Genomic DNA, 25,920 nt, shown 5'->3' with positions numbered 1-25,920 from the left:
GTTATCGCCAGCGGTTTGGTCCGAGCGGGGGCAGTCAGAAATCCGCCGTCAATCCCTGAGCACTGAAGCGTTTCACTCGGGCGAATGGAAGCTCAGGCTGTAGTTCACCGCTTTAGGGCCTGGATCGAGGATGTCCAGCGCGATGTGGATCGGCGTCTGTGGTGGCATCTCCGCCATGCCTTCGAGGTCACCGTTCAGATACTCGCCGGGTTTGAAGCGACGACTGGCGATCAGGTGGCCGTTGAGGTCGGCGAAGCGCAGTTCCAACAGCGGGAAGGGTTGGGAGAACGCTGCGCGGTTATAGATGATGGCATCCACCACCAGCGCGCCGCTGAAATCCGGGTGACTGCGCACCACCAGGTTGCTGCTTTTGACCTTGGCGATGTCGACCTTGGACGGCACCGTGCAGCCGATTTGCGGGCACAGTTGCTGGAACCACGGACGGTATTGGTCCTGGCGCGCCAGTTCGTCGAAATGATAGGCCACGTACTGGCCAGCGAGGCCGGCGGCCCCCAGCAGGATCAGCACCAGCCAGAAAAACCGTCGGCCCCAGGGCGAGCGACGCTTCTGCCAATCGAGTTGCAGCGGGTCGTCGGTCAGGTCGAGCAAGGCTTCGTCACGTTCGGTCGCCTCGCTGCGTTCGTGTCGCTTGCGCAAGGGAGCAATCGGGGGCCGGTCGTCGTCAGTGATATCGGTGGCCGACAGACGATCATGGTGCAGGGGCATGTCGAGTGGATCATTCAGGCGCAGTTGCGGCACCTGGGGCTCGTCGTCCAGCTCAACCGGTTCCAGCGAGAACGAAGGTTCAGTGCGCGAGTGCTTGCCCGGATCTGCCTGCGTTTCCCGCTGGTCGGCTTCGACGGCCTGGGCGCGATCAGCCGCCGATTCGCTGAAGAGGCTGTCGGACCAGGGTTCATCGTCATGCTCGACAGAGTCGCGGCGCGCGCTGAGGCCGTTTTCGCGGTGCCGGCCAAACTCCGTGGTCGGCTGGATTTCCCGCTGTTCGAGCCGGGCGAGTTCCTGGTCCAGGTCGAGGCTGTCCAGATCCATCTCGGTGGCGGACCACTGCTTTTGGCTGATGGCCCGTACCGGCGGCTCGACGATGGCCGGGGCCACCGGTTTGACGGCTTCTTTGCCGGCCCGTTGCTCAAGCAGTTGCTTGGCGGCGTTGAACACCTGCAAGCAGGAGCCACAGCGAACCACCCCACGGGCCACGCTCAATTGAGCATGGCTGACGCGGAAGCTGGTTTGGCAATGCGGGCACTGGGTGACGAAGCTGTCGGTCATGCGGCGATCCGGATTATGCAGGCGCTCATTCTAGCGCCGACGGCCAGTGATGCGCACCCAGCCATCGCGATTGGCAATCGGGTCCAGATCGAAGTCCTGGGCATAGGCCTTTGCCACTTCCTCACCTTGTTCGGCGAGGATGCCGGACAACGCCAGGCGACCGCCGGATTTGACCAGGCTGGACAATTGCGGCGCCAGGGACACCAGCGGCCCGGCCAGGATATTGGCGACCAATACGTCGGCCTGAACCTGCGGCAGATCTTGCGGCAGGTACAGCGGGAAGAGTGCTTCGGCAATGTTGTTGCGCCCGGCGTTGTCGCGGGAGGCTTCCAGGGCTTGCACGTCGATGTCGGTGCCGACGGCTTCATTGGCGCCCAGCAGCAGGGCGGCGATGGCCAGGATCCCCGAGCCGCAGCCAAAGTCCAGCACGTTGCAGTCCTTCAGGTCCTGGCCGTCGAGCCATTCCAGGCACAGCGCGGTGGTCGGGTGGGTGCCGGTGCCGAACGCCAGGCCCGGGTCCAGCAGCAGATTCACGGCGTCTGGCTCAGGAGCGGCGTGCCAGCTCGGGACGATCCACAGGCGCTCACCGAAACGCATTGGCTGGAAGCCATCCATCCAGCTGCGTTCCCAGTCCTGGTCTTCGATGATTTCGCTGTGATGCTCGGGCAGCGGGCCGCCGGTCAGCAGTTCCATATGGGCCAGGACGCTGGCGGCTTCGGTGCCGTCCTCGAACAGGGCCAGCAGATGGGTGTGCGACCACAGCGGCGTGGTGTTGAGTTCCGGTTCGAAGATCGGCTGGTCTTCGGCGTCCATGAAGGTCACCGACACGGCGCCCACTTCAAGGAACGCGTCTTCGTAGGTTTCGGCTTGTTCTGGGCTGATGGCGAGACGGACTTGCAGCCAAGGCATGGCGGGCACCTTTGAAAAATATTGATTGCAGCCTAGCGGGCTGCGAGAAGCGCGCAAGTTTACGCGAGCGCGGGGCAGAAGACGACCGGATTGCTGTGATCAAAGGCCCAAGGCCTTGTTCCCACAGGCTGAGGTCCAGCGCCCTACTTGTTTCAGGGAATTACCTCGCCGCTCTGGCGGAAAGGGCCTCTATGTAACATTTTCCCGCAAATGGATTATTGGGCTCAGGGGTTCCCCACTGTCTGGGGCTGCCAAGCAGCAGTAGGTTATTCATGGAAGAACATCTATTTATCCGGGGTCAGGTGGCCGGCAAAGACCTTGATTCGATTCGGCTGGCGGACATTCAAGTCAAGGGCGACGCGGGGGATCGGGCGCTCATCGAAGCGCTGATCGACAGCCTGTCCGGCGCCATTCGCCGGGACACCTTGCGCTATGAAATGCCCGACACCTTTGCACTTCCGGCGCACTGCATGTTGTGGCAATGGCTGGATGTTTACCTCAAGGCTATCCAGCACACGGAATTCGTGACCTGGGCAGCGCAGCATCATCTGGACCTCAAGAGCCTGCGGGTACAGGGCGGCACCTTGTATGTGAACGCCGTTGACGCGGGTGTCACGACCCCACGGGTCATGGCGTTGCACGATGATTCCGGTTGGTGGCAGGTGGCCGGCCCCATCAATGCCGTCGCACAGATCATCGACCCGGCCGGCATCGACCCGTTTGGTCTGCGGGACCCGTCCACAGCCTCCAGCCAGGCGTTTTCCTTGGGCGCGACCCTGGCGTTCCACGGTTATCCGCTGCCGGCCAATCGCCCCCAGGCCCATGTGCTGGTGGATGAGTTACGACGGCTGTCGGGGTTTCCCGTGATCGACAGCAGTGGCCATATTTCTACCTCTGTCTCGGTGGAGCAGGCGGAACAGCTCAAGGACTGCGCGAAGCTGGCCAGCGAGTTGGAAAGGGCGCTGCAGGATCAGTCCGAGAGCAGCGAAGAGTACGACTTTCTGGAAACCTATCGACGGCGCATCAAGCTGGACTCCGGTTCGATGCTCGCGCAAACGATGAATTCGGCGCTGCGTTTGCTGCAAGGCCTGAGCATCAAATTGAATGTCGGCAGAATGACCGCGCCCACCGGGTACTATTTTTCCCGGGTCGACCGGGCCCTGATGGAGATTGACCGTTTTTCCGTTCCGCAAGCCGTGGCTGCCGAGAGGCTCGCGGCGCCCGAGGTGGCCCGCGATTTACTTGAGCTGGCGGCGCAGGCGGAAAAACTCGGTTCGGACGTTCACTCCGATGGCTGTTTCAGCCTGGCCAATGTACTGAGGGCCTACGAGCGAGAAACACCGGCGAATGCCACCGAGGTCCGTGTGCTCGCCGCCACCCTGAGGCAGGCACCGGATTCGTTGACACCCTACGTCCATGCGTCGGCCCATTCCGCTGCGGCACTGCTCAGGCATCGGCGTTACATCGGCTTGCTCAATAACCGCTACCTGATGGGCTATAAGCTGCAAGTCTTGAGCGGCGCCCAAGCGGATGCCGCGGCGGTTTCCACGGCGGGGCTCAATGCCTACATCGATCCTGATTCTCCGCTGTCGGAACTGACCGAAGTGGGCAAGACCGAGCTGTTGGCGGTCATGGCGCTCGATGAGTTCAAACAGCTGATGACGACCCGGCAGATCGATCCCGCCGGGCATGTGCTGGTGAACGGTTCCGGCTATGTCGGTGCCCGCAAGCTGGACGGGACCTGGATAGATCTGGACAACGTTGTGAAGGCAAGCGCGGTGCTTGCAGGCAAGTTCCAGTCCCTCACCTTGATCGCTGCGCGATTGGGCGGCGCCCTGCGCTCCAACGGCGATGTCACCCTGGAACAGATGCTGAAGTTTTACAGCCTCGCACCGCCCGTCACGGCTGAAGATGCCCGGATCATGGCGCTGCGTCTGCGCGCGGTGCCGTTGCGCCCGCAATCGGCGCAGGAGTATTGGAATGCCCTGGGCGGCACGTTCGCCTCGGTATCGTCGCCGTTGTTGTCGCGCCGCTTGCAGATCATCGAAGAGCCTGAGCATTTCATGCCCCGGATCGGTACGTCGCTGTATTACTGGGCGGCGCTGAAGAGGGCCGAGGTCACCGTGGTGCTTTCAGCGGCGCAACGCCAGCAGGTGCGCGATGCCGTCGTGCAATTCATGTCCGGGATCAATGGCTCGTTATTCGACTACCTGGCACAGAAGCCAGTCAGTGGTAAGTCCCGCGAGAGCGTGCGGGCCGGGGCCGATCTCTTGATTTCGCAGATGCTCGCTTGCCCACGGGCGCAGCAACTGGCTGACAGGTTGACCCGCGCCGTGACCTGGCAAGGGGACCAGGCCCGCAATGCAGTCACCCGAGCCGGCCGTCACTCGCTGGTGCTGGCGGCAGCGATCCTCAGCCTTGATCCGCAGGCGGGGCAGAACAGGAACACAATCGCCGGGATCAACCTGGCCGACGAGCAATTCTGGGCGGACAGCTACGCCAATCTGCTGGCGATCATCGAGACCAGGCTGGTGGCTAATCACCGGTTGAGCGCCGAAACCGCACCGCTGGCGGCGCATCTGCTGCTCAGTGGCGTGGCCCCGGAGTTCCTGGTGCGCGATATCCCCGAGCAGATCGCCTACATGACCAGCCAGGTCTGGGTGCACTTCAAGCACTGTGTCGCCTATCTGGAAGGGAAATACCCGGGTTCGTCCCGCCGATTGTCGTTCGAAAACATCATGAGCGGCGAGCGGCTGAGAGCGATCAAGCCGGGATACTGGAGCTTGAGAGAGTTTTCCGGCCCGGTGATTGACTGGGCGAGGGCCAACGGTCTGCTGCCGAATAACGGCGAGGTGTTTACGCCGGCGGAGTTCTCCACGGCGAAAGCCGCCCTGTTGACGCAGTTCGATGGGCTTCAATCGGCGATTGCAGCGCTTCATCGGGTTGACGCCACGCGCCGGGAATCGGCCCTGGCGGATCTGATGCGGGTGTTCCCGGGGAATGAGCGGTTGGAAATGAAGGTCTTGGCGCGACAGTCGGAAACGTCGAACGACGAGCGAGTGACCGGGACGGCGCAGGAGCAAAACGTCGAGCGGGTTTCTTGCGTCGACTTGCACCTGGCCGGGCAATTGGTCTCGGATTCAAACCGTTGGCACTCCACGCTCGAGGCCCTCGATTTCTCGGTCATGGCCCAGCGTTTCCATTTGCTGGGTGACGTCAACCGGAGCTATGGCCAGGGTTTCATCGCTCGAGACAGCGAGTTGTGGACGACCTACGTGCGGGCGCTCCAATACAGCGTGTCGTTGATGTCCCTGAGTCAGCGCAAACGCCTGGAATATGGAGCGTTGACGCTGTTCTTGGTCGGTCAGTCGGTAGCGGGGACCGTCACGAAAGGGCGTTTTGGCGTCCTGGTGCTGTGCCAGCACCCGGCCTATGCCGATTGCGCCTACGAGTTTTTCCCACGGCAAATGACCGTCGTCGAGCGCACGGACTTGAATGCCCGGCTGCTATCGGTGAATGGCGAAACGGTGACTGGGGGCACGGCTACGCAAAGTCTGCCAACACCATTGCCCCTCGACTGGGTCGCTTATGACCAGGGGGAAATGCCCACGCCTGACGCGACCTCAACCGTCATCCTGGAAAAATTTGGCCAGATCAGCCCCGTACTCGACCAGGCTGCGGCGGATGCCAGTCTCCTGAGCGTGCCGCAAACCATGACCTCATTCCGCATCCGCAGACTCGCCATAGAGGTCCTCAGTAACACGCTGTTCGCCGCGAGCCTGGGGCTGCGTGCATCGGCAGGTAACGCGATAAGTCTGGAGGATGCGATCAAGGGGCGCGACCCCTGGGCCGACTATCTCAAGAGCATGGCGGTCCATGAGGCTATGGCGGTGTAACCCGCAGGGATAACTCGCAAGGCAGAAACAACAAAGCCGCTCGAAAGCGGCTTTGTTGGTCTGGCTCACATCTTGATGTTAACTCCCTGGATTTTTGGCTTTGAGCCATTGCAGTCCTTTGTTCGTCACGCGATAGCGTTGTAATCGACTGTTAGGTTGTTCTGGGAGCGTCATTTCAATGACCCCGGCAGCAATGGCCGGCAGTATGTAGGCCTTGCGGAAGTGGTCGGCGTTTTTCAGGCTCATAGAAGCTTGAAGCTCCTGTCTGCTCATTTCGCCGTCGATCACCTTCAGCAAAGCAGCGACTTCCATGGCGACTTCCATGGTGACTTCCATGGTGACTTCCATGTTCGTTGTATCAGTGCTCTGTGATTGAGGGTGTGCGGGCAGCCGCACGACATATGAAATCCTGTCGTCGTCGGTTTCAAATAGCGGCGCGGGCGAGCCGTTGGCAGCCATGACCTTAAGTATTTTCGGAATCCCGGTCGAACGGCCCTCGGTCAGGTCCAGCTCTTTCAGGAACTCACCAATTCGCCGGTTGCGGTAACGGCGGCTCACGGCGCGACCGGTTCGTAAGTCTTCCAGGCGGATTGAGCGATCGGGTCCGGGGAAGCTCAAAATCACCAGTTCCTCATGGCTGATGCGGACCTCGATCGGTTCGCGTTCCTCATAGGACCGGTGATACACCGCGTTGACTAACGCTTCTTCAATCGCTGCATAGGGGAAATTCCAGACTCTTGTCGCCTCGGCACTGTCCGGGTGTTTGATAATCGTTTGATGCAAGTAATTACGTTGGATGTAGGCCAGGGCTTCGCGGGTTATGGTCGCCAGAGGGCCTTTGAAGATTTTTTCGTCAAAGCGGTCGCCACCAGCGCCTTCAGGAAACCACAGCACATCTATCTGCGTGCCGGGAAAGAATCGGTCCGGGGCGTTATTGAAGAACATCAGGCCCACATTTTTGGGCCACGGAGATTCGGTTGGGCCGCCCACCACATTCATTTGCCGGCCCAATGCCTCTATAGACAGGTTGTCAGCATCTTGCGCGAGGGCACTGCCAATTTCTTGCAGGAAAGTTTGCATCAGCGCTTTGGACAGGTCGCCGATACGCGCGCTCTGATGGAAGCGGTCATCGAAAGGCACCTTGGCAGCCAGGCTCAATAGTTCCTGTTCTATTTCGCCCTTGGCTTCAACTGTGCTGGTGTAGCGGCGGATGTAGTAGTGCAGGCTCCGGTGCTTGGCTGTCACCGCAGCCGGGGCTTTGTACGGGCGATTCTGCCCGCCCGGGGCCCACAAGACGATCAGTTTGCGGCCTTCTACTTCTTCCACGCTCAGAACTGGAAAATAGGCAGGTTGAATCGATTGGCAAGCTGCCAGCAGTTCGAGCTGGATTTTGTCGAGCACCTGATCAGTCAGCCCCTGGGGAGGGAAGATCGGCTGGCCGTCGGCGTCACAATCTTGCCCAATCACCACATAGCCGCCGCCCAGATTTTCAAAGTCATTGGCGAAGGCGCAGAGCGTGCGAATGATCGGGTCAGGATTCCACCCCGTTTTGTATTCGATTCGCTCGCTCTCGACGGTCCGCTGGCGTAGGAGGTCGTTGAGATTGATGGGCAGTTTTTCAGACATAGGCAGGCTCTGGTTCGTCAACGTTGCGTTGATTAGGGGGCGATTATAGCCAGCCCCGACAGACGAATAACTGACAGTTAAATTGGATGAAACCTCCAGAAACAACAAAGCCGCTCGAAAGCGGCTTTGTTGGTCTGGATCACATCTTAATGCTGGTTAGCCAGCTTGTGTTCCAGGTAGTGGATGTTGATTCCACCTTTGCAGAAGCCTTCATCGCGGACCAGGTCGCGGTGCAGCGGGATGTTGGTCTTGATCCCGTCGACAACGATTTCGTCCAGCGCATTGCGCATGCGCGCCAGGGCTTCGTCACGGGTTGCGCCGTAGGTGATCAGCTTGCCGATCAACGAATCGTAGTTCGGCGGAACGGCATAGCCACTGTACAGGTGCGAATCGACGCGAACGCCGTTGCCGCCTGGAGCGTGGAAATGCTTGACCGTGCCTGGGCTTGGCATGAAGGTTTTCGGGTCTTCCGCGTTGATCCGGCATTCAAGTGCGTGACCGCGGATGACAACGTCTTCCTGGGTGTACGACAGCTTGTTGCCGGCGGCGATGCTGAGCATCTCCTTGACGATGTCGATGCCGGTGACCATTTCCGAAACCGGGTGCTCAACCTGAACGCGGGTGTTCATTTCGATGAAATAAAACGCGCCGTTTTCATACAGGAACTCGAAAGTACCTGCGCCACGGTAGTTGATGTCGATGCACGCCTTGACGCAGCGAGCGAGGACTTCGGCGCGAGCTTTCTCGTCGATGCCCGGTGCCGGCGCTTCTTCGAGAACCTTCTGGTGACGACGTTGCAGCGAGCAATCACGGTCGCCCAGATGGATCGCATGACCCTGACCATCGGAAAGAACCTGGACTTCCACGTGACGTGGGTTGGTCAGGAATTTTTCCAGATAGACCATCGGGTTGCCGAACGCCGCGCCTGCTTCGGAGCGGGTCAGTTTGGCCGAAGAGATCAGGTCTTCTTCTTTATGCACAACGCGCATGCCGCGACCACCGCCGCCGCCTGCGGCTTTGATGATCACCGGGTAGCCGACTTCACGGCCGATGCGCAGGGCAGTTTCTTCGTCTTCCGGCAGCGGACCGTCGGAGCCCGGAACAGTCGGGACGCCGGCAGCGATCATGGCGTGCTTGGCCGAAACCTTGTCGCCCATCAGGCGAATGGTGTCGGCTTTCGGGCCAATGAAGGCGAAACCGGAGTTCTCGACCTGTTCGGCGAAATCGGCGTTTTCCGCGAGGAAACCGTAGCCTGGGTGAATGGCGGTAGCGCCGGTCACTTCAGCGGCGGCGATGATTGCCGGAATGTGCAGGTAAGACTTTGCAGCCGATGCCGGACCGATGCAGACGGATTCGTCCGCCAGACCCAGGTGCATCAGCTCTTTGTCTGCCGTGGAGTACACGGCGACGGTCTTGATGCCCATCTCTTTGCAGGCACGCAGGATCCGCAGGGCGATCTCACCGCGGTTGGCGATCAGAACTTTTTCCAACTTCGCAGTCATCAAAGTCTCTCCGCGGTTCAAACGATGGTGAACAGCGGTTGGTCGTACTCAACCGGCTGGCCGTCTTCGACGAGGATGGATTCGATCACACCGCTGGTTTCAGCTTCGATGTGGTTCATCATCTTCATGGCTTCAACGATGCACAGGGTGTCGCCTTTCTTCACGGTCTGGCCGACTTCAACGAAGGATGGCGAGGACGGGGAAGATTTGCGATAGAACGTGCCGACCATAGGTGAACGGGCAACGGTGCCGTTCAGTACGGGTGCGGCCGGAGCAGCAGGGGCGGCGGCAGCCACCGGAGCGGCGGCAACAGGTGCCGGGGCCGGAGCGTGCATTGGCGCTGGAGCGTAGTACTGCTGAGCCGGGGTCTTGCTGTGACGGCTGATGCGTACGGACTCTTCGCCTTCCTTGATCTCGAGCTCGTCGATGCCGGACTCTTCCAGCAATTCGATCAGTTTCTTAACTTTACGGATATCCATGAATCATCAACTCCCAAGGGTCGGTCAGGGGCGTTCAACGCTTGTTGTTCAAGCCGTTGCCTGTCTTTCAAGTTGCTCTAGTGCGGCCTCCAGGGCCAGTCGATAACCGCTGGCGCCAAGGCCGCAGATCACTCCCACCGCTACATCGGAGAAGTAAGAGTGATGGCGGAAAGGTTCGCGTTTGTGCACGTTGGACAAATGCACTTCGATGAATGGGATGCTCACCGCCAGCAGCGCGTCACGTAATGCGACGCTTGTGTGTGTAAAAGCTGCTGGATTGATCAGAATGAAGTCCACACCTTCGCTGCTGGCAGCGTGGATGCGGTCAATCAATTCGTACTCGGCGTTGCTTTGCAGGTGCAGCAAATGATGACCGGCCTCGCGAGCACGGCGTTCCAGGTCCTGGTTGATCTGCGCCAGTGTCGTAGCGCCGTAGGTGCCCGGTTCACGGGTGCCGAGCAAGTTCAGGTTGGGTCCGTGCAGAACCAGTAGCGTCGCCATCTGCTGTTCCTTGTTATCTGTGTGCAATTGTCAGAACCCGGCGACTATGCCGCAAAGCCTTTGTGACTGTCCAGTTCTATGCAATAGCCAGCACGATGGCCGATGTTTGCGCGAAATATATGACCGAGTGATTAAATCCGGTCATTCGCTTTGTCGACACGTTCGGCGAAGTCTTTTGCATTGATCTCGCCGATTACCCGCACATCGGTGCGCTCGATGCCGTCTTCATCGAAAAACATCAGCGCCGGAGGGCCGAACAATGTGTAGCGGTCGAGCAGGGCGCGTTGCTCGGCGTTGCTGGCGGTGACGTCGAAGCGAATCAGGCGATAACCCTTGAGCCCTTCCACGACTTTGGCGTCGTTCAGCACTTGGTGTTCGATCACTTTGCAGCTGATGCACCAGTCGGCGTACCAGTCCAGCAGCAGTGGGGTGCCCGATGCTTTCGCTTCGGCGAGGACGCGATCGAGGTCGCCAGGGGTGGTGACGGTTTGCCAGGTGCCGGTGTTTTGCGTCTGTTCGGTGGCTACGACAGTGCGTGGCTGGCCAATGGGACTGAATGGATCGGTCTGGCCGCTGAATGCGCCGTACCAACAGGCCAGGGCATAAAACACCAGGAACATCCCCAGCAATTGCCCCAGGCGTTTTCGAGGAGGTTTGTAGACGAACTCCAGTGCGCCCATGAACAAACCGACGCCGCCGGCCAGTAAACCGATCAACAGCAAGGTGATCTGGCCCGGCAACACTCGACTGAGCAATCCCACCGCCAGCCCCAGCAGCAGCACGCCAATGGCGTTTTTCACATAAACCAGCCACGGTCCGCTTTTCGGCAGCCAGGCTGCGCCGCCAGTGGCCACCAGCAACAGTGGCGCGCCCATGCCCAGGCCCAGCACAAACAGTTTCAAACCGCCGCCCAAGGCATCGCCGCTGGCGCTGATGTACAGCAACGCACCGGCCAGGGGCGCCGAGACGCAAGGTGAAACCAGCAGGCTGGAAACCACGCCCAACACCGCGGCACCCCACAACGAGCCGCCTTCGGTGCGCCCGGCAATCCGGTCCAGTCGGCTGCTGATGAAGTGCGGCAGTTTCAGTTCGAAGACGCCGAACATCGCCAGCGCAAATACCGCAAAGAACATTGCGAACGGCACTAGCACCCAGGCCGATTGCAGGCGTGCCTGAAGATTGAGTTGTGCGCCGAACATCCCCATCAACGCGCCGAGCAGGGCGAAACACGCCGCCATCGGCAGTACGTACGCCAAGGACAGATTAAACCCGCGCAGCCCGCCGACCTGGCCGCGCAACACTACGCCGGAGAGAATCGGCAGCATCGGCAACACACACGGGGTAAACGTCAGGCCCAGGCCGGCGAGGAAAAACAGCGCCAGTTCGCGCCAGCTCCAGTTCGCCACGGTGGGAGCAGACTTGTCGGCGATAACCGCACCGTTGCCATCAATGCTCAACCGCTCGGTTTCCGGCGGATAACACAGGCCTTTATCGGCGCAGCCCTGATAAGTCACCGCCAGGGTGAACGCCCGTTGATCGGTGCGCGGCAATTCTACGTCCAGAATGCCGTGGTAGACCTCGACATCGCCGAAGTACTCGTCGTGCTTCTTTTCACCGTCGGGCAGTTGCGCCGCGCCGAGCACGACATCGACCGGATCGGCGCGAAACTGGAAGCGGTGACGATAGAGGTAGTACCCCTCGGTGGCGACGAAGCGCAGCTTGATTGATTGCGGCGTGCTCTCTACCAGGCTCAATTGAAAGGCTTCGCGCACCGGCAGGAAATCGGCGCTGTTGTTGATCGAGCCCAGGGTCGAACTGGGTCGACTGTCCAGCAACCCGGTGGCGGAGGCCGGCAGGGCTAGGACTAATAGCAACAGGCAGAGCAAGCGGCGCATGACAATCTCGCGTATCGGAAGTGGGGGCATGATAGCGGACAGTCGGCGGGTGTGCAGGGCCTGGAATTTTATGCTGCTTGTTCTGGCGTCTTCGCGAGCAAGCCCGCTCCCACAGGGGAACGCATTCCAAATGTGGGAGCGGGCTTGCTCGCGAAAGCGGTGTATCAGACGCGGAAGGCCTGAACGGCCGTGTGAAGTCGCCCGCCCAACACCAACAGATTCTCCCCTTGCTCGCGCCCTTCACCAATCCTCAGCAAGTTATCCCCACCCAACTGGTGAATTCGCTCGCTGTGATCGCGGATCTCACTGACCGCGCCACTCTGCTGCGCCGTGACATCGGCAATGCGCACCGCCGTGTCGGCGATGGTCTGGATCGCGTCGACGATTTTATCCAGCGCGCCGTCAGCGTCTTGTGCCTGATTGGCCGTGGCTTCGGCGTGTTCGACCTGGGCGCGCATGCCTTCCACCGATTGCCGGGCGGCGGTTTGCAGGCCGGCGATCAAAGTCTGGATTTCGGCGGTGGCGCCGGCGGTGCGTTGCGCCAGCGAGCGAACCTCTTCGGCGACCACTGCAAAACCCCGGCCCATCTCCCCGGCGCGGGCAGCTTCAATGGCCGCGTTCAGGGCCAACAGGTTGGTCTGGTCGGCAATCGAACGGATCACGGTCAGCACGCCGCCGATGGTCGCCGACTCTTCGGCCAGGTGTTCGATCATCTGCGCGTTGCCTTGCACCTCGCCCACCAACGCATGCAACCCGGTGAGGCTCAGGCCGATCACTTTCTGCCCATGCTCCACCGCCAACCCGGCATGACGGCTGGCGTCGGCGGCCTGGCTGGCATCGCCGGCCACTTGTTGGATGGTGGCTTCCAGTTCACCGAGGGAATCGCGGATCAGCGCGGTGTCGCCGGCCTGATGTTCAGCGCCGCTGTGCAGGTCGTTACTCAGTTCGGCCAGGGTGCGGCTGCTGCCGGCAACCTGTTCGGCGTTGAGGCGAATGGTCCCCACCAAATCCACCAGATAGGCGCGCAAGCGATTGAGCGAGGCCTGGATGTCATGCAGCTCGCGGTTGGTCTTGCCCAACTGGATGTCCTGGCTGAAGTCGCCTTCGGCCCAGGTCGACAGCGCGGGCGCCAGATTGGTCAGGGTCCGGGCCAGGCGGCGTTGCAAGGTGTCGATCAACAGCGCGATCAGCAGGATCAGGCCGATCATCAGCCCTTGCATCAAGCGCACTTCGCCCTGGATCTGCCCGTGTTGAGCGCGCACCACCGGCTCCAGACCGGCGATGGCTTGCTGCACGGCGGCGATTTTCAGGTGGGTCGCGGCGCTCAGGTCGGTGCGTTTCTGGATCTGGTCACGGGTACGCGCCAGTTCGGCGGGGTAGCGGGTAAGCAGGCTGTTGAGTTCACGCTTGAGGCCGACGCCGGCATCTTCGGCCACGGCTTTTTCGGTGTTTTCCAGACCCATCATCGCGTTGAAATCGTCGGCGCTCGATTCCGCGCTGGTCGTCACGCCGAGCAGCGGCAAGGCATCCAGTTGCGTCGCTTGGGCGCGAATGCTGGTGACTTCGCGCTCGACATCGGCAGCCAGTTCACTGCGGCCGCTGCTGACCAGTTTGTCCCGGGCCAGGGACAGTTTGCCCAAATGCTGGGAGGCGGCGAGCAATGGCGTCAGGTACGTCGCGTTGCTGCTGGCGTATTGGCTGAGCTGATCAAGGCTCGCACTCAATTCCCGTTCAGCTTGCAGCAACAATGCTTGGGGATCGCCGGCGAGTTTGCCGGCGGCCAGCAGGTCAGTCTTGCTGAATTCTTCCAGGCTCGACAGGCTCGGGCGCAAGGTGTCGGCCAAGGCCGGGGGCAGTTCGGTGAGTTCTTTTTGCAGACTGTCGATGGCCTGGCTGGCGCTGCTCAACCGCAAGGCATCGCCGCTGGACAGGTAATCCTCGACATTGCGCGCCACTTCATTTTGAAACTGCTGGGACAGTCCCAGGTAGCGTTCCATCAATAGATAGGGACGCTCCAAGGCCTTTTGCGACCACCACAATGTGGCGCCGAGGGCGACGCACACGGCGACCAGCAGGAGAGTATTGAGATTGGTCAGCAGCTTCAGGCGCATAACGGGTCTACCAACGGCAGAATGGTAAGCGCCTGAATTTATTGCGTTTGTGTTACAGGGTTATGACCGACTCGGTGGATTCCGATGAAAAAGTGGCACTTTGCTTTGACGCCCGCGCCGCTTGCACGCGGTTGCGTCCGGCGTCCTTGGCGCGGTACAGCGCCTCGTCCGCCTGGCTGGCCATCATCAGGCTGTCGGAATCTTCGCGCAGCTCCACCACCCCGGCGCTGAAGGTGCACCAAAGGTCCTGTGGCTGTGCCGGGTAGTGAATTTCGGCAAAGCGCTGTCGGATTTCGTCGAGCACCTTGTGGGCCGATTCGACATCGGTGTCCGGCATCACGATGGCGAACTCTTCACCGCCATAACGGCCAATGAAGTCGGTCTTGCGTAGTCGCTGCTTGAGAAACAGCGCCAGGCTCTTGATCACCCGGTCGCCCATGGGGTGACCGTGGCTGTCGTTGACCCGTTTGAAGTGGTCGATGTCGAGCATCGCAAAGCTCAGCGGCTTGTTCTCGCGGCGGGCGCGGAACGAGCAGTCTTCGAGCAATTGCAGGATATGGGTGTGGTTGTACAAACCGGTGAGGCTGTCGCGGACCATCCGTGCTTTGAGGTTACGGGCACGGGCGGCGCGGTTGCGCACGGTGGTGATCAGGTGCCGGGGCTTGATTGGCTTGGTCAGGAAGTCATCGCCGCCCTCGCTCATGGCGTCGAGTTGCTTGTCCAGGTCGTCTTCGGCGGACAGGTAAATGATCGGCACGCTGACATAGCGGTCGTTGTGGCGGATCACCTTGGCCAGTTCCGTACCGGTGCAGGCTGGCATGTACATGTCGAGGATGATCAGGTCGGGCTGGAAATCCGCGAGTTCGGCCATGGCCTGGATCGGCTCGATCAAGGTCCGCGTGACGATCCCGGCGCTGTTGAGCAGGCGCTCGGTGTGCAAGGCCTGGGCGCGGGAGTCGTCGATGATCAACACTTTATAGGGTTCGTACTGGGCGACGCAGGTCAGGACTTCGATCTTCTCCAGCAGGCTCGACGCTTCGAGGGTGCCGGTGAGAAATTCCTGGCCACCGGCGCGCACAGCGGCCAGGCGGGTCGGCGTATCGGTTTCGTGCAGGCTGAAAAACAGCAGCGGCAGCGGTTCGTCGAGGCCGACCTGGGCTTCGGCGGCCAGTTTCAGGCCGATGCCGGGGCCGCTGAAATCCACGTCCATGACAATCGCCGCCGGCAGGCGCTCGACCATCGAGGAGCGGAACGCCGACACGCTGTCCAGGGATTGGGCACTGAGCCCGAAGAATTCCAGTTGCTTGGCCAGCCGCTCGGCCCGGTCGTGATCCTGCAACATTACATAGATCGGTTTGCGCAGCGGCGGCAGGAACGTCTGGTCCAGTTGATCGCCGTGACGCAGGCCGGTGCGGGACAGGCGTTGCATCAAACGGTTGAGGTCAGTGATCAGGCCGCTGCTAAGGCGTCCGCGATTGGCGTCCACCGCTTCCAGGGACTGGCCGATGTGGCGTGCCAGTTGCGAGTGTTCCGGTTGTTCGAAGCGCTCGGCAAAACGCAGCAGGCGCAGGTTGGCCTCGCTGAGCTCGGATAAATCGGTGGTGGACCACTCGCTGCGTTGCAGGCGCTGCCATATCTCAAGTATCTGACGTGCCTGATGAATTACCCGCTGGGCAAAGTGGTGCTTGAGGCGCTCACGGCTGGGGTCTTCTGGCTCGGTCATATCCTGACTACTAGTTAGGGTGCATGCTGAGATCGACTGGTGGCTCTATGCTAGCACCTCTTTTCGATCACATGAGTGTCCTGCATCAATAATCTGTAAAGCGACATCATTCAGTTTCTGACCAGGCGGTCGAGAAGGGTCTTTGTAGCAGCTGCCGAGCCTGCGAGGCTGCGTTCGGCTGCGCAGCAGTCGTGAAATCAGGTCGTGCGGTGTTTCATGAAGAACTGGCACTCAGGTTTTACGACGGCTTCGCCGCCGAACGCAGCCTCGCAGGCTCGGCAGCTGCTACAAGGCTGTGCTTCATTTATAGTGGCGCCTCGATCGATGCGATTGTATGGCTCGCTGTTTCCCGCAGGATTCAGGTGCGGTAAAAAGCGGCACGATGGCGTAGGGTTGTGGTCGAACCGATGAACTCAAGTGATTGAAAGGATATCGCCATGCTGGACTGGAAGAACCGCGCGGGCAGCGCACCTGAACGTGCCGCTGAACCGAAATCGGCCACCCGCAGCTACGTCAGCGGCCTGTTGTTCAGCCGGGCGCTGGCCACCCTGATTGCCATTTACCTGTTGGTGACCATCGGCCTGGGCTGGTACTGGAGCGAAGAGCCTGCGCTGTTCCCGGTCCAGCAAAATGCCCAAGTGGCGGCGGAGAAGGATGGCCGGCAGATGGTCGTCGGTTACACCACGGTGGAAACCCTCAAGTCCGTCGCCGGTACGTTGTTGAACAAACCGGGCGGCTACATTTCCAACGACCGTTTCCCGCCGGGCCTGTGGATGGACAACATGCCGAGCTGGGAATATGGCGTGCTGGTCCAGGTCCGCGACCTGACCCGTGCCCTGCGTAAAGACTTTGCCCGATCGCAGTCGCAGTCGGCGGAAGACTCGGACCTGGCCAAGGCCGAGCCGCGTTTCAACTTCGATAACAAGAGCTGGGTGCTGCCATCCAGCGAGTCGGAATATCAGGAAGGCATCAATTCCCTGAGCCGCTACCAGGCGCGTCTGTCCGATCCTGCGCAGAAAAACGCCTTGTTCTATGCTCGCGCCGACAACCTGAACAACTGGCTGGGCGATGTCGGCACCCGTTTGGGTTCGTTGTCGCAACGGCTGTCGGCCAGTGTCGGCCGGGTCAAGCTCAACACTTCGCTGAAAACCGAAGTGGTGGTGCCGGGCCAGGTGCCGCAGGTTGACGAGGAAATCGTCGAAACCCCGTGGATGCAGATCGACAACGTGTTCTACGAAGCTCGCGGTCAGGCCTGGGCCTTGTCCCACCTGCTGCGCGCCATCGAAGTCGACTTCGCCGACGTATTGGCGAAGAAAAACGCCACGGTCAGCGTGCGCCAGATCATCCGTGAACTGGAGGCTTCGCAGGAACCTGTGTGGAGCCCGATGATCCTCAACGGCAGCGGCTTTGGCGTATTGGCCAACCATTCGCTGGTCATGGCCAACTACATTTCCCGGGCCAACGCGGCGGTGATCGATTTGCGTCAACTGCTTAACCAGGGCTGAGTCATGGTCGATAACGCCAGGGAGGCCGCCCATCGCGCGGCCTCCGATGCCGAACAGATCGCCTGGGTCGACGAGCAGGACAACCTGCTCGGCGGCCTGGTCCGCAGCGACTTGCGCGAACGCGGGCTGATCGGGCGCGGCACCTACATCATGCTGTTCAACTCCGCCGGTGAACTCTGCGTGCACCGTCGCACCCTGAGCAAAGCCATCTATCCCGGCTACTGGGACGTGGCGGCGGGCGGCATGGTGCAGGCCAACGAGAGCTACGCCGAGTCCGCCGCCCGTGAGCTGGAGGAAGAACTGGGGGTGAGCGGTGTGGAACTGACCGCCCATGATCATTTTTTCTTCGAAGACACCGGCAATCGGCTGTGGTGTTCGGCATTTTCCGCAGTGTGGGACGGCCCGCTGATCCTGCAACCGGAAGAGGTGCTCGAAGCGCGCTTTATTCCCATCGATCAGGTGATGCTGGAAATCCAGCAAAAGCCTTATTGCCCGGACTCTTTGGCCGCGCTCAAGCGTTATCTGAAGGCGCAGCAAACAGACGTCGCAAAGAAGGCATAAATTGGCGCCGATTGGCTCTTAGCAAGTCGGCTTTTTGCCGTTACACTGCGCGACCTTTTCAAGCTGAACCTGCGGTGCCTGCGTAGGAGCTGCCGAAGGCTGCGATCTTTTGATCTTGATTTAACGGCAATATCAAAAGATCGCAGCCTCGTTGCACGAGACAGCTCCTACGCAGAGTTGTAATGGTTCAGTAGCGCTGCCCCTGCCTGAGTGGGGCTTCGCGGTCGATGGCACTTGCCCAAGTGCCGCGACCAGTCTTTGTCCTCCCAAGAGGATTGCCGGTGGCCAAAAAAGCCGCATCCTTCGCCGCCCTTGGTGGCCTGGTATTTTCCACCGACGCAGGTCGTCATTGCCCGGATTGCAGTAAGCCGGTGGACGCCTGTATCTGCAAACAGACCGTTATCCCGGCCGGCGACGGCATTGCTCGCGTGCGTCGCGAAAGCAAGGGCCGTGGCGGCAAGACGGTGACCACCATCACCGGCGTGCCGTTGGCCCTCGACGAGCTCACGGCCCTGGCGACAACGTTGAAGAAACGTTGCGGCACCGGCGGTGCGTTGAAAGACGGCATCATCGAAATCCAGGGCGATCACGTTGAGCTACTCTTGGCCGAACTGATCAAACTGGGTTTTAAAGCAAAGAAGTCCGGCGGCTAGCAGCCTCTGTGAAAACCACCCTCGGCTTGATCCGGTCCTGATTCCCTTCGGGTCCGGCGTCGCCTACATGGTTTTCACAGAGCCTGTTCTGACTGGTTTCTAAACTCACTGCGCTCAGCGAGGTCTATCCCCTCGTTGACGAACCGTCATTTTCATTCTTTAGACTGCGCCGGCCTGAACCCAGGCGACGCTCTATGACTTCTTTATAGGGGACTTCAATGTCCGTAAGACGCACACGCAAAGACGATGGCAGCCAATGGACAGTTGCGGACAGCCGCAGTGTTTACGGGATCCGCCATTGGGGGGCCGGATATTTCGCGATCAATGACGCCGGTCGCGTCGAAGTTCGTCCGAACGGTCCGACCAGTTCGCCTATCGACCTGTTCGAGCAAGTCGACCAGCTGCGCAAAAGCGGTTTGTCCTTGCCATTGCTGGTGCGGTTCCCGGATATCCTGCAAGACCGCGTGCGTCAGTTGACCGGTGCCTTCGATGCCAACATCGAACGCCTGGAATACCAGAGCAAGTACACCGCGCTGTACCCGATCAAGGTTAACCAGCAAGAAGCGGTGATCGAGAACATCATCGCCACCCAGGACGTGTCCATCGGCCTGGAAGCCGGCTCCAAGCCTGAGTTGCTGGCCGTGCTGGCCCTGGCGCCGAAGGGCGGCACCATCGTCTGCAACGGTTACAAGGACCGCGAGTTCATCCGCCTGGCGCTGATGGGCCAGAAGCTCGGCCACAACGTGTTCATCGTGATCGAGAAAGAATCCGAAGTTGAGCTGGTGATCGAAGAAGCGGCCTCGCTGAAGGTCAAGCCACAGGTCGGCCTGCGCGTGCGCCTGTCGTCCCTGGCTTCGTCCAAGTGGGCGGACACCGGTGGCGAGAAATCCAAGTTCGGTCTGTCGGCGGCGCAATTGCTGTCGGTGGTCGAGCGTTTCCGCGCTGCTGGCCTGGATCAAGGCATTCGCCTGCTGCACTTCCACATGGGCTCGCAGATCGCCAACCTGGCGGACTACCAGCACGGTTTCAAGGAAGCGATCCGCTACTACGGCGAGCTGCGCAACCTCGGCCTTCCGGTGGACCACATCGACGTCGGCGGCGGCCTGGGCGTGGACTACGACGGTACGCACTCGCGTAACGCCAGTTCGATCAACTACGACATGGACGACTACGCCGGTGTCGTGGTCGGGATGCTCAAGGAATTCTGCGACGCGCAGAGCCTGCCGCACCCGAACATCTTCTCCGAGAGCGGCCGTTCCCTGACCGCCCACCACGCCATGCTGGTGGTGCAAGTCACCGACGTCGAGAAACACAACGACGACGTGCCGCAGATCGACAACAAGGAAGCGCTGCCGGAAACCGTGCAGTGGCTGGTTGACCTGCTGGGCCCGACCGACATCGAGATGGTCACCGAAACCTACTGGCGCGCCACGCACTACATGAGCGACATCGCCACCCAGTACGCCGATGGCAAGCTGACCCTGGCCGAGAAAGCCCTGGCCGAGCAGTGCTACTTCGCGGTCTGCCGTCGCCTGCACAACTCGTTGAAGGCCCGTCAGCGTTCGCACCGTCAGGTGCTCGACGAACTCAACGACAAGCTCGCCGACAAGTACATCTGCAACTTCTCGGTGTTCCAGAGCCTGCCGGACACCTGGGCTATCGGCCAGGTATTGCCGATCCTGCCGCTGCACCGTCTCGACGAAGAGCCGATGCGCCGTGCGGTGCTGCAGGATTTGACCTGCGACTCCGACGGCAAGATCAAGCAATACGTCGACGAGCAGAGCATCGAAACCAGCCTGCCTGTGCACGGCCTGAACGAAGGTGAAGACTACCTGCTGGGGATCTTCCTGGTCGGCGCTTACCAGGAAATTCTCGGCGACATGCACAACCTGTTCGGTGACACCGACTCGGTGAACATCTACCAGAACGCCGACGGCAGCGTGTACCACGCCGGTATCGAGACCCACGACACCATCGAAGACATGCTGCGCTACGTGCACTTGTCGCCGGAGGAGTTGATGACTCACTACCGCGACAAATGCGCCAGTGCGCGCATCACCGCCGCCGAGCGGACCCAGTTCCTCGACGCACTGCGCCTGGGCCTGACCCGCTCGTCTTACCTGTCTTCTTGAGGTAAGGCACTGCTTCCACCGGGTTGTCTGAAAATGTACTCCGCGCTGCGGAAATTTCAGATGACCTGGTGGGACGCTTCCCGCTTTCCAAGCGAAATGACTCACAGCAACGGCTATTACAGCGATGTAGTCTTCTTTTCGCGTAGGTCATTTCCTAAGTTGTATTTCGGCACTCTACTCGGCCATGTCTCTCAGCGAGAATCCCCGGCCGCCCCTCCTGTAGAGAATCGCCGATGTTCTATCCAGTCAACGAGCCGTCCTTTCGGCTGGATGTAGCGGGCCTGCCCGACGCCTTTGAGGTCCTGGCCTTTACCGGCACTGAAGCCATCAGCGAACCGTTTGTGTTCGAGGTGGACCTGTTGATCAATGACCCGACCCTGGACCTTGCGAGCCTGCTTTATCGTTCGGCGTTTTTGCAATTCGAAGGTGTCGGCAACGGTATCCATGGGCAGTTGCATGAACTGGTCCAGCGTGAGCATGGCGTCTTGTCCCGGCTGTGCCGTGTGCGTCTGCGGCCGAAACTGGCGTGCCTGGGCCAGCGTTTCAGCCAGCGTATTTTCAGTGGCCGTTCGGTGCCGCAGATTCTGGCCCAGGTGCTCAAGGAGCACGGGATTGCCGGCAAGGATTGGCGTCTGGAATTGAATGACGATTACCCGCCCCGGGATTTCTGCACGCAATACCGCGAGTCGGACCTGCAGTTTTTCCAGCGCCTGTGCGCCGAGGAACGCCTGCACTACCACTTCGAGCATTCCAGGCGCGGCCACTGCTTGGTCGTCGGGGATGGTCAAGGGCCTTTCAGCCGTGGGCAAACCCTGGTGTTGCAGGCTGAAAGCGAGCTGGCGGCGCAGTGCCGGTTCGAGGTTCAGGTCGGGGTGGCGACGGTGCCGATGGCCGAGGGCCGGACCGGCCTGACGACCTTGCGCAGTGGTCAGTTGATGCCCCTGGCCGGGCACCCGGTCAGCGAGTGGAATGATCTGTGGCGGTTGATCGAGATCGAGCATCAGGGCGGTCAGGATCCGCTGTTTACCTACTCCAACACAATCCGTGCCGTGCCGTGGGAAGCGCCCTGGGTGGCGACTCCGGAACCCATGAAACCACGCATGCTCAGCCTGCAAAGGGCGTGGGTGGTCGATGTCGAAGAAACGCAACCCGATCCGTCGCGCCCCGTGGCTGTGCAGTTCGACTGGCTCTATCAGGGCGAGGGCGCAAAAAACGGTCATTGTTGGCTGCCGTTGGCCGCCGATCTGCAAGGCTCGGCCGTTTCACAATGGCGGGCAGGGGCGGAGGTGGTGGTCAGTTTTATCGAGGGGGATCCGGATCAACCGCTGATTACCGGTCTGCTTCAGCGCTCGCCCATTGCAGAGGTCGTTGAAGTGTCACCTCCCGTGCGGCCAGAACCGGATGCTTTGCTGGCCTTGCTGCAAACCAGCGAACCCCTGGTGTTGCTGTGCCTGCTGCCCGGCGGCGGCAGTTACAGTCATTGTCGACAGGGGGTGTGCACCTGTCGGGCGCTGATGCAGTTTGGCCAGAGCGGTGCGGCATGAACGGCGTGCAGACGCCTGACCCGGTTGCACAATGGCTGCTGCTGGACGTGCCGGGTGCGCCCCGGACGTCCGCCACCTTGCTCGGGCAATTGAGCGATGTGCGCTGGTCCTGGCTATTCGAGGGCACCGAATGGCATGCCTTGCGCGAACGGGGACCGGCGCTGGTGGATGTGCGGGACAGTCCGGCGCTGCTCGAACGTTGCTACCGCGAGCCGCACGCCTGGCAAGGCTTGCTGCTGTTCAGCGAAGCCTCGGCAGCCGTATTGCTGGAGCATTTGCGGCGCATGCTCACGGTAACCCTCGGCCTGCATCACCGGGCGCTGCTGAGCTATTACAACCCGCACTGCGCCAGCTACTTCTTCGATGCCTGCGATGCCGAGGAACTGAGTCGCTGGCTTGGCCCGATCAGCCAGTTGCGCTGGTTCGGTGGCACCTGGGCCGACCGCGCGATTGGCAGCCAGGGCTGGCAGCAATTGCTCAACCCCGGATTGGCGGTAAGCCCGCTGGCCTTCGAAGAAAACCTCAGCCTGCGCCAGCGGGAAAAATTGCAAACCTGCCTGCTGGAGCAGCATGCCTGGCATTGGAGTCGATCCACCGGCACCGATTACAACCGCTTGTGGTCCCATGTCCAGGAAGGCCTGGTCCTGGGCTTCAGCGAACGGCCCGTACTGGATGACTGGTTGTGGCTACGCTTGCAGTGTCCCGGCGCGTTGCCGACGCAGCCCTTGCCGGGGCGCACCCAACAGGAACGACTCGATTACCTGCGCTATCTGTGGCAGGGCGATCAACCCTGAACGAGAGGATTCATCGATATGGCGAACGCAATCCGGCGACTGTTCAAGGTGTTGATCAGCGGTGTTCTGTTGATTGTGGTGGAGGCGTGTTCGCCGTTGAAAATGCTCAATGCCCTCACTCCCGACGGCACCTTCGACAAGACCGAAGGCATTGCCTATGGCCGTGATCCACGGCAGAAACTCGATGTGTACGTGCCCCGGCATCCCGCGCAAAACGCTCCGGTGGTGGTGTTTTTCTACGGCGGCAGTTGGAACAGCGGTTCGCGCAGCGATTACAGTTTTGTCGGCGAGGCGCTGGCGTCCCGAGGGATCGTCGCGGTGCTGGCGGATTATCGGTTGTACCCACAGGTGCGTTATCCGTTGTTTCTCGAGGACGGCGCCAACGCGGTGGCCTGGACCCATGAACACATCCGCCAGTATTCCGGTAACCCCCAACGGTTATTCCTGATGGGCCACAGTTCCGGCGCCTACAACGTGGCGATGCTGGCGCTGGACCCGCAGTGGCTGGGGGCGGTGGGCATGTCGCCGGAGGATCTCAGCGGCTGGATCGGCCTGGCCGGGCCGTATGATTTCCTGCCGATCCAGAATCCTGAGGTGCGCCCGGTGTTTTTCTGGCCGGATTCACCGCCACAATCCCAGCCGATCAATCACGTCAGTCGCGGCGCGCCTCCGGCCTTGTTGATGGCATCGAAGGACGATGATGTGGTCAACCCGACCCGCAACACCGGCGGTTTGGCGAGCAAACTGCGGGCGGCCGGGGTGCCAGTGCAGGATCGCTATTATTCCCGCACCAGCCACGCCACGCTGGTGGCGAGCCTGTCCCGGCCCATGCGCGGTTTGGCCCCGGTGCTGGATGAGGTCGCGGCCTTCGTCAAAGCCCCGCCGACTCAGTGAGCGCGGCCGGCAAACCAGCCATCGTTCTTGCGCAGATACCAGGCGAATGCGCCGAGGGTCAGGCTGCGCAGCACCATGAACAGCAGGAAGGTTATCCACAGCCCATGGTTGCCCAAACCTTGCAGCGCCCAGGCGAACGGCAGTAACAGCACCACGGTCAGCAGCATGCCGTTGCGCATTTCCCGGGCGCGGGTGGCGCCGATGAACAGGCCGTCGAGCAGGTAGCTCCAGACCGCGAGCAGCGGCAGGGCGGCGAGGTAGGGCAAGTAGATGAACGCGGTGTCGCGCACGCTCTGGATGTTGGTCTGCATCTCGATGAACAGGTGCCCGGCGAACAGGAATAGCGCGGCGAAACCCAGGCTGGCGATCAACGACCAACCGGCGGCCACGACCAATGAGCGGCGCAGGGCATCGCGATCCCGAGCACCGATGGCGTGACCGCACAGGGCTTCCACGGCGTGGGCCAGGCCATCGAGGGCGTGGGCGGTCAGCAGCAAGCCATTGAGCAGCAGCGCATTGGCGGCGACCGTGGCGTCCCCCAGTCGAGCGCCTTGCACCGTGATCAGGAAAAACACCGATTGCAGGGCCAGACTGCGGATGAAAATGTCGCGGTTGACCGCCAGCAACGGGCGCCAGCTCTGCCACAAGGCGAGGGCGGCCCAGGCGATGTGGCCGGGGTAGGCGCGCAGGGCCTTGCGGGTCATGAACATGCCGATCAGGGCGCCGGTCCACTCGGCAATTACCGAGGCCCGGGCGGCGCCGACCACGCCCCACTCCAGGCCGAGCACGAACCACAGGTTCAGTGCGATGTTCACCAGGTTGGTGCCCAGCAGAATCGCCAGCGGTGCTCGGGCGTTCTGGGTCCCGAGGAACCAGCCCACCAGCGCATAACTGGCCAGCGCGGCAGGCAGGCCGAACAGTCGGGTGTGGAAGAATTCCCGGGTCAGCTGATCCAGTTCCGCCGAGGGTTGCATGAAGTGCAGGGCCACGCCGCTCAACGGAATCCCCGCCGCCCCCAACACGATGGCCAGTCCCATCGCCAACAGCAGACCCTGCAACAAAATCTGCCGCAACGCCGCGCCATCCCCGCGCCCGGCAGCTTGTGCCGCGAAACCGGTGGTGCCCATGCGCAGGAAACCCATGCCCCAGGCCAGGAAGGTATACAGGCTGGCACCCACCGCAACGGCGCCCAATTGATGGGCATGGGGCAGGTGGCCGATGACGGTGCTGTCGACCAGCGCCACCAGCGGTACGGAAATGTTCGAGAGGATCATGGGCGCGGCGAGGGCCCAGACCTTGCGGTGGGTCGGGCGGTCGCGCCAGTCGGCGATCAGGTTGGACATGCAGGCTCCTTGGGGAGCGGGCATTGTAACGACACATTTGGAAACTGCAGCGATCCATCGTGGGAGCGGGCTTGCTCGCGAAGGCTGACTGACATCCGACATTTAAGTTGCCTGATACACCGCTTTCGCGAGCAAGCCCGCTCCCACAGGGGATTGGCGGTGTTAGTGGATGATCCAGCTAAGCAACCAAAGCCCAAGTAACAACCAGATGATCCCCATGATGATCGACGCATTCATGAACGCCCGGATCGCCGACCACAGCAGCATCAGCCCGAGGATCAGCGCGATGATGCTGATGATCGAGGTGTCCATGCCCAGCGCCCGGGACAGCCCTTCGACAAAGTTGCCGCCGGCGTGGCTGAGGATATTGAACAGGCCGCTGAGGCCGTCGACGATAAAGCGGATGACCGAACCGAGTGCCTGGCCGAGCCATTCAAAGAAACTTTCTACCTGCATGTGGGCGTCCTGATGAAAGTGGTGGCAAGGTTGCCGCGCCAGACTTGGGCCGCGGATCGTGGTGCCGAGTTCCCTGATGCCGGGAGCGTGTGAGTATGGCGCAAAGTCT

At 61.1% G+C, this 25,920-nt stretch carries 19 protein-coding genes; 8 read left to right on the top strand and 11 right to left on the bottom strand.

Features of this window, described 5'->3' with window-relative positions; translation table 11 throughout:
* Nucleotides 1–72 precede the first annotated feature (72 nt).
* Entirely contained in the window at nt 73–1,287 is a 1,215-nt protein-coding gene (locus tag BK665_RS00410) for a DUF3426 domain-containing protein (RefSeq protein WP_123402348.1), read from the bottom strand.
* A gap of 30 nt (nt 1,288–1,317) precedes the next feature.
* Entirely contained in the window at nt 1,318–2,196 is an 879-nt protein-coding gene (prmA, locus tag BK665_RS00405) for a 50S ribosomal protein L11 methyltransferase (protein WP_123402347.1), read from the bottom strand.
* 272 nt (nt 2,197–2,468) lie between these two features.
* Here prmA and BK665_RS00400 point away from each other — a divergent pair, with 272 nt between their 5' ends.
* The gene (locus BK665_RS00400; RefSeq protein WP_123402346.1) at nt 2,469–6,092 is read left to right on the top strand and encodes a hypothetical protein; all 3,624 of its coding nucleotides are present in this window, start codon (nt 2,469–2,471) and stop codon (nt 6,090–6,092) included.
* Between the two features lie 78 nt (nt 6,093–6,170).
* Here the strand turns inward: BK665_RS00400 and BK665_RS00395 are convergent, their stop codons facing one another.
* The 7 genes from BK665_RS00395 to gcbA all read right to left on the bottom strand — a co-directional run bounded on the left by BK665_RS00395 (nt 6,171) and on the right by gcbA (nt 15,929).
* Nucleotides 6,171–7,718: an RNA/DNA-binding domain-containing protein gene (locus tag BK665_RS00395; protein ID WP_123402345.1), complete on the bottom strand. Its 1,548-nt coding sequence runs from the start codon at nt 7,716–7,718 to the stop codon at nt 6,171–6,173.
* Nucleotides 7,719–7,864: 146 nt separating this feature from the next.
* Nucleotides 7,865–9,220: an acetyl-CoA carboxylase biotin carboxylase subunit gene (gene accC, locus BK665_RS00390; RefSeq protein WP_054044025.1), complete on the bottom strand. Its 1,356-nt coding sequence runs from the start codon at nt 9,218–9,220 to the stop codon at nt 7,865–7,867.
* 17 nt (nt 9,221–9,237) lie between these two features.
* Nucleotides 9,238–9,699, bottom strand: coding sequence for an acetyl-CoA carboxylase biotin carboxyl carrier protein (gene accB, locus BK665_RS00385; protein ID WP_054044024.1), 462 nt, complete (start codon nt 9,697–9,699; stop codon nt 9,238–9,240).
* Nucleotides 9,700–9,747: 48 nt separating this feature from the next.
* A complete protein-coding gene (gene aroQ / locus BK665_RS00380) occupies nt 9,748–10,200 on the bottom strand; it encodes a type II 3-dehydroquinate dehydratase (RefSeq protein ID WP_007994226.1) in 453 nt (150 codons plus the stop codon).
* 131 nt (nt 10,201–10,331) lie between these two features.
* Nucleotides 10,332–12,095 (bottom strand): protein-disulfide reductase DsbD, encoded by a 1,764-nt coding sequence (locus BK665_RS00375; RefSeq protein WP_123402344.1) that lies wholly within the window; start codon nt 12,093–12,095, stop codon nt 10,332–10,334.
* 164 nt (nt 12,096–12,259) lie between these two features.
* Nucleotides 12,260–13,303, bottom strand: a complete 1,044-nt coding sequence (locus tag BK665_RS35270) for a methyl-accepting chemotaxis protein (protein ID WP_375538919.1) — start codon at nt 13,301–13,303, stop codon at nt 12,260–12,262.
* Between the two features lie 955 nt (nt 13,304–14,258).
* Nucleotides 14,259–15,929, bottom strand: a complete 1,671-nt coding sequence (gcbA, locus tag BK665_RS00365; protein WP_054044020.1) for a diguanylate cyclase GcbA — start codon at nt 15,927–15,929, stop codon at nt 14,259–14,261.
* A 437-nt stretch (nt 15,930–16,366) separates the two neighbouring features.
* On the opposite strand from gcbA, the gene BK665_RS00355 reads away from it, so the two are divergent.
* The 7 genes from BK665_RS00355 (at nt 16,367) to BK665_RS00325 (ending at nt 24,012) form a co-directional block, all read left to right on the top strand.
* Nucleotides 16,367–17,434: a DUF2333 family protein gene (locus BK665_RS00355; RefSeq protein ID WP_123402342.1), complete on the top strand. Its 1,068-nt coding sequence runs from the start codon at nt 16,367–16,369 to the stop codon at nt 17,432–17,434.
* 3 nt (nt 17,435–17,437) lie between these two features.
* A complete protein-coding gene (locus tag BK665_RS00350; RefSeq protein WP_123402341.1) occupies nt 17,438–17,995 on the top strand; it encodes an NUDIX hydrolase in 558 nt (185 codons plus the stop codon).
* A 281-nt stretch (nt 17,996–18,276) separates the two neighbouring features.
* Nucleotides 18,277–18,648 carry a translation initiation factor Sui1 gene (locus BK665_RS00345; protein ID WP_054044017.1) on the top strand — a complete coding sequence of 124 codons (372 nt, stop codon included), beginning with the start codon at nt 18,277–18,279 and terminating at the stop codon, nt 18,646–18,648.
* 218 nt (nt 18,649–18,866) lie between these two features.
* On the top strand, nt 18,867–20,780 hold the full coding sequence (speA, locus tag BK665_RS00340; protein ID WP_123402340.1) for an arginine decarboxylase: 1,914 nt from the start codon (nt 18,867–18,869) through the stop codon (nt 20,778–20,780).
* A 233-nt stretch (nt 20,781–21,013) separates the two neighbouring features.
* Nucleotides 21,014–22,324, top strand: coding sequence for a contractile injection system protein, VgrG/Pvc8 family (locus BK665_RS00335; RefSeq protein ID WP_123402339.1), 1,311 nt, complete (start codon nt 21,014–21,016; stop codon nt 22,322–22,324).
* A complete protein-coding gene (locus tag BK665_RS00330; protein ID WP_123402338.1) occupies nt 22,321–23,118 on the top strand; it encodes a DUF4123 domain-containing protein in 798 nt (265 codons plus the stop codon). The genes BK665_RS00335 and BK665_RS00330 overlap by 4 nt, the downstream gene beginning before the upstream one ends.
* Nucleotides 23,119–23,136: 18 nt before the next feature.
* Nucleotides 23,137–24,012: an alpha/beta hydrolase gene (locus tag BK665_RS00325; protein ID WP_123402337.1), complete on the top strand. Its 876-nt coding sequence runs from the start codon at nt 23,137–23,139 to the stop codon at nt 24,010–24,012.
* Here BK665_RS00325 and BK665_RS00320 read toward each other — a convergent pair.
* Both BK665_RS00320 and BK665_RS00310 read right to left on the bottom strand, forming a co-directional pair.
* The gene (locus BK665_RS00320) at nt 24,006–25,355 is read right to left on the bottom strand and encodes an MATE family efflux transporter (protein ID WP_123402336.1); all 1,350 of its coding nucleotides are present in this window, start codon (nt 25,353–25,355) and stop codon (nt 24,006–24,008) included. The genes BK665_RS00325 and BK665_RS00320 overlap by 7 nt on opposite strands.
* 162 nt (nt 25,356–25,517) lie before the next feature.
* Entirely contained in the window at nt 25,518–25,811 is a 294-nt protein-coding gene (locus tag BK665_RS00310; RefSeq protein ID WP_123402334.1) for a hypothetical protein, read from the bottom strand.
* Between the last annotated feature and the right edge of the window lie 109 nt (nt 25,812–25,920).

Origin of the sequence: Pseudomonas frederiksbergensis, from assembly GCF_003732665.1 — a bacterium.
Classification (GTDB): domain Bacteria; phylum Pseudomonadota; class Gammaproteobacteria; order Pseudomonadales; family Pseudomonadaceae; genus Aquipseudomonas; species Aquipseudomonas frederiksbergensis_G.
This window is presented reverse-complemented; position numbering and strand designations above follow the sequence as displayed.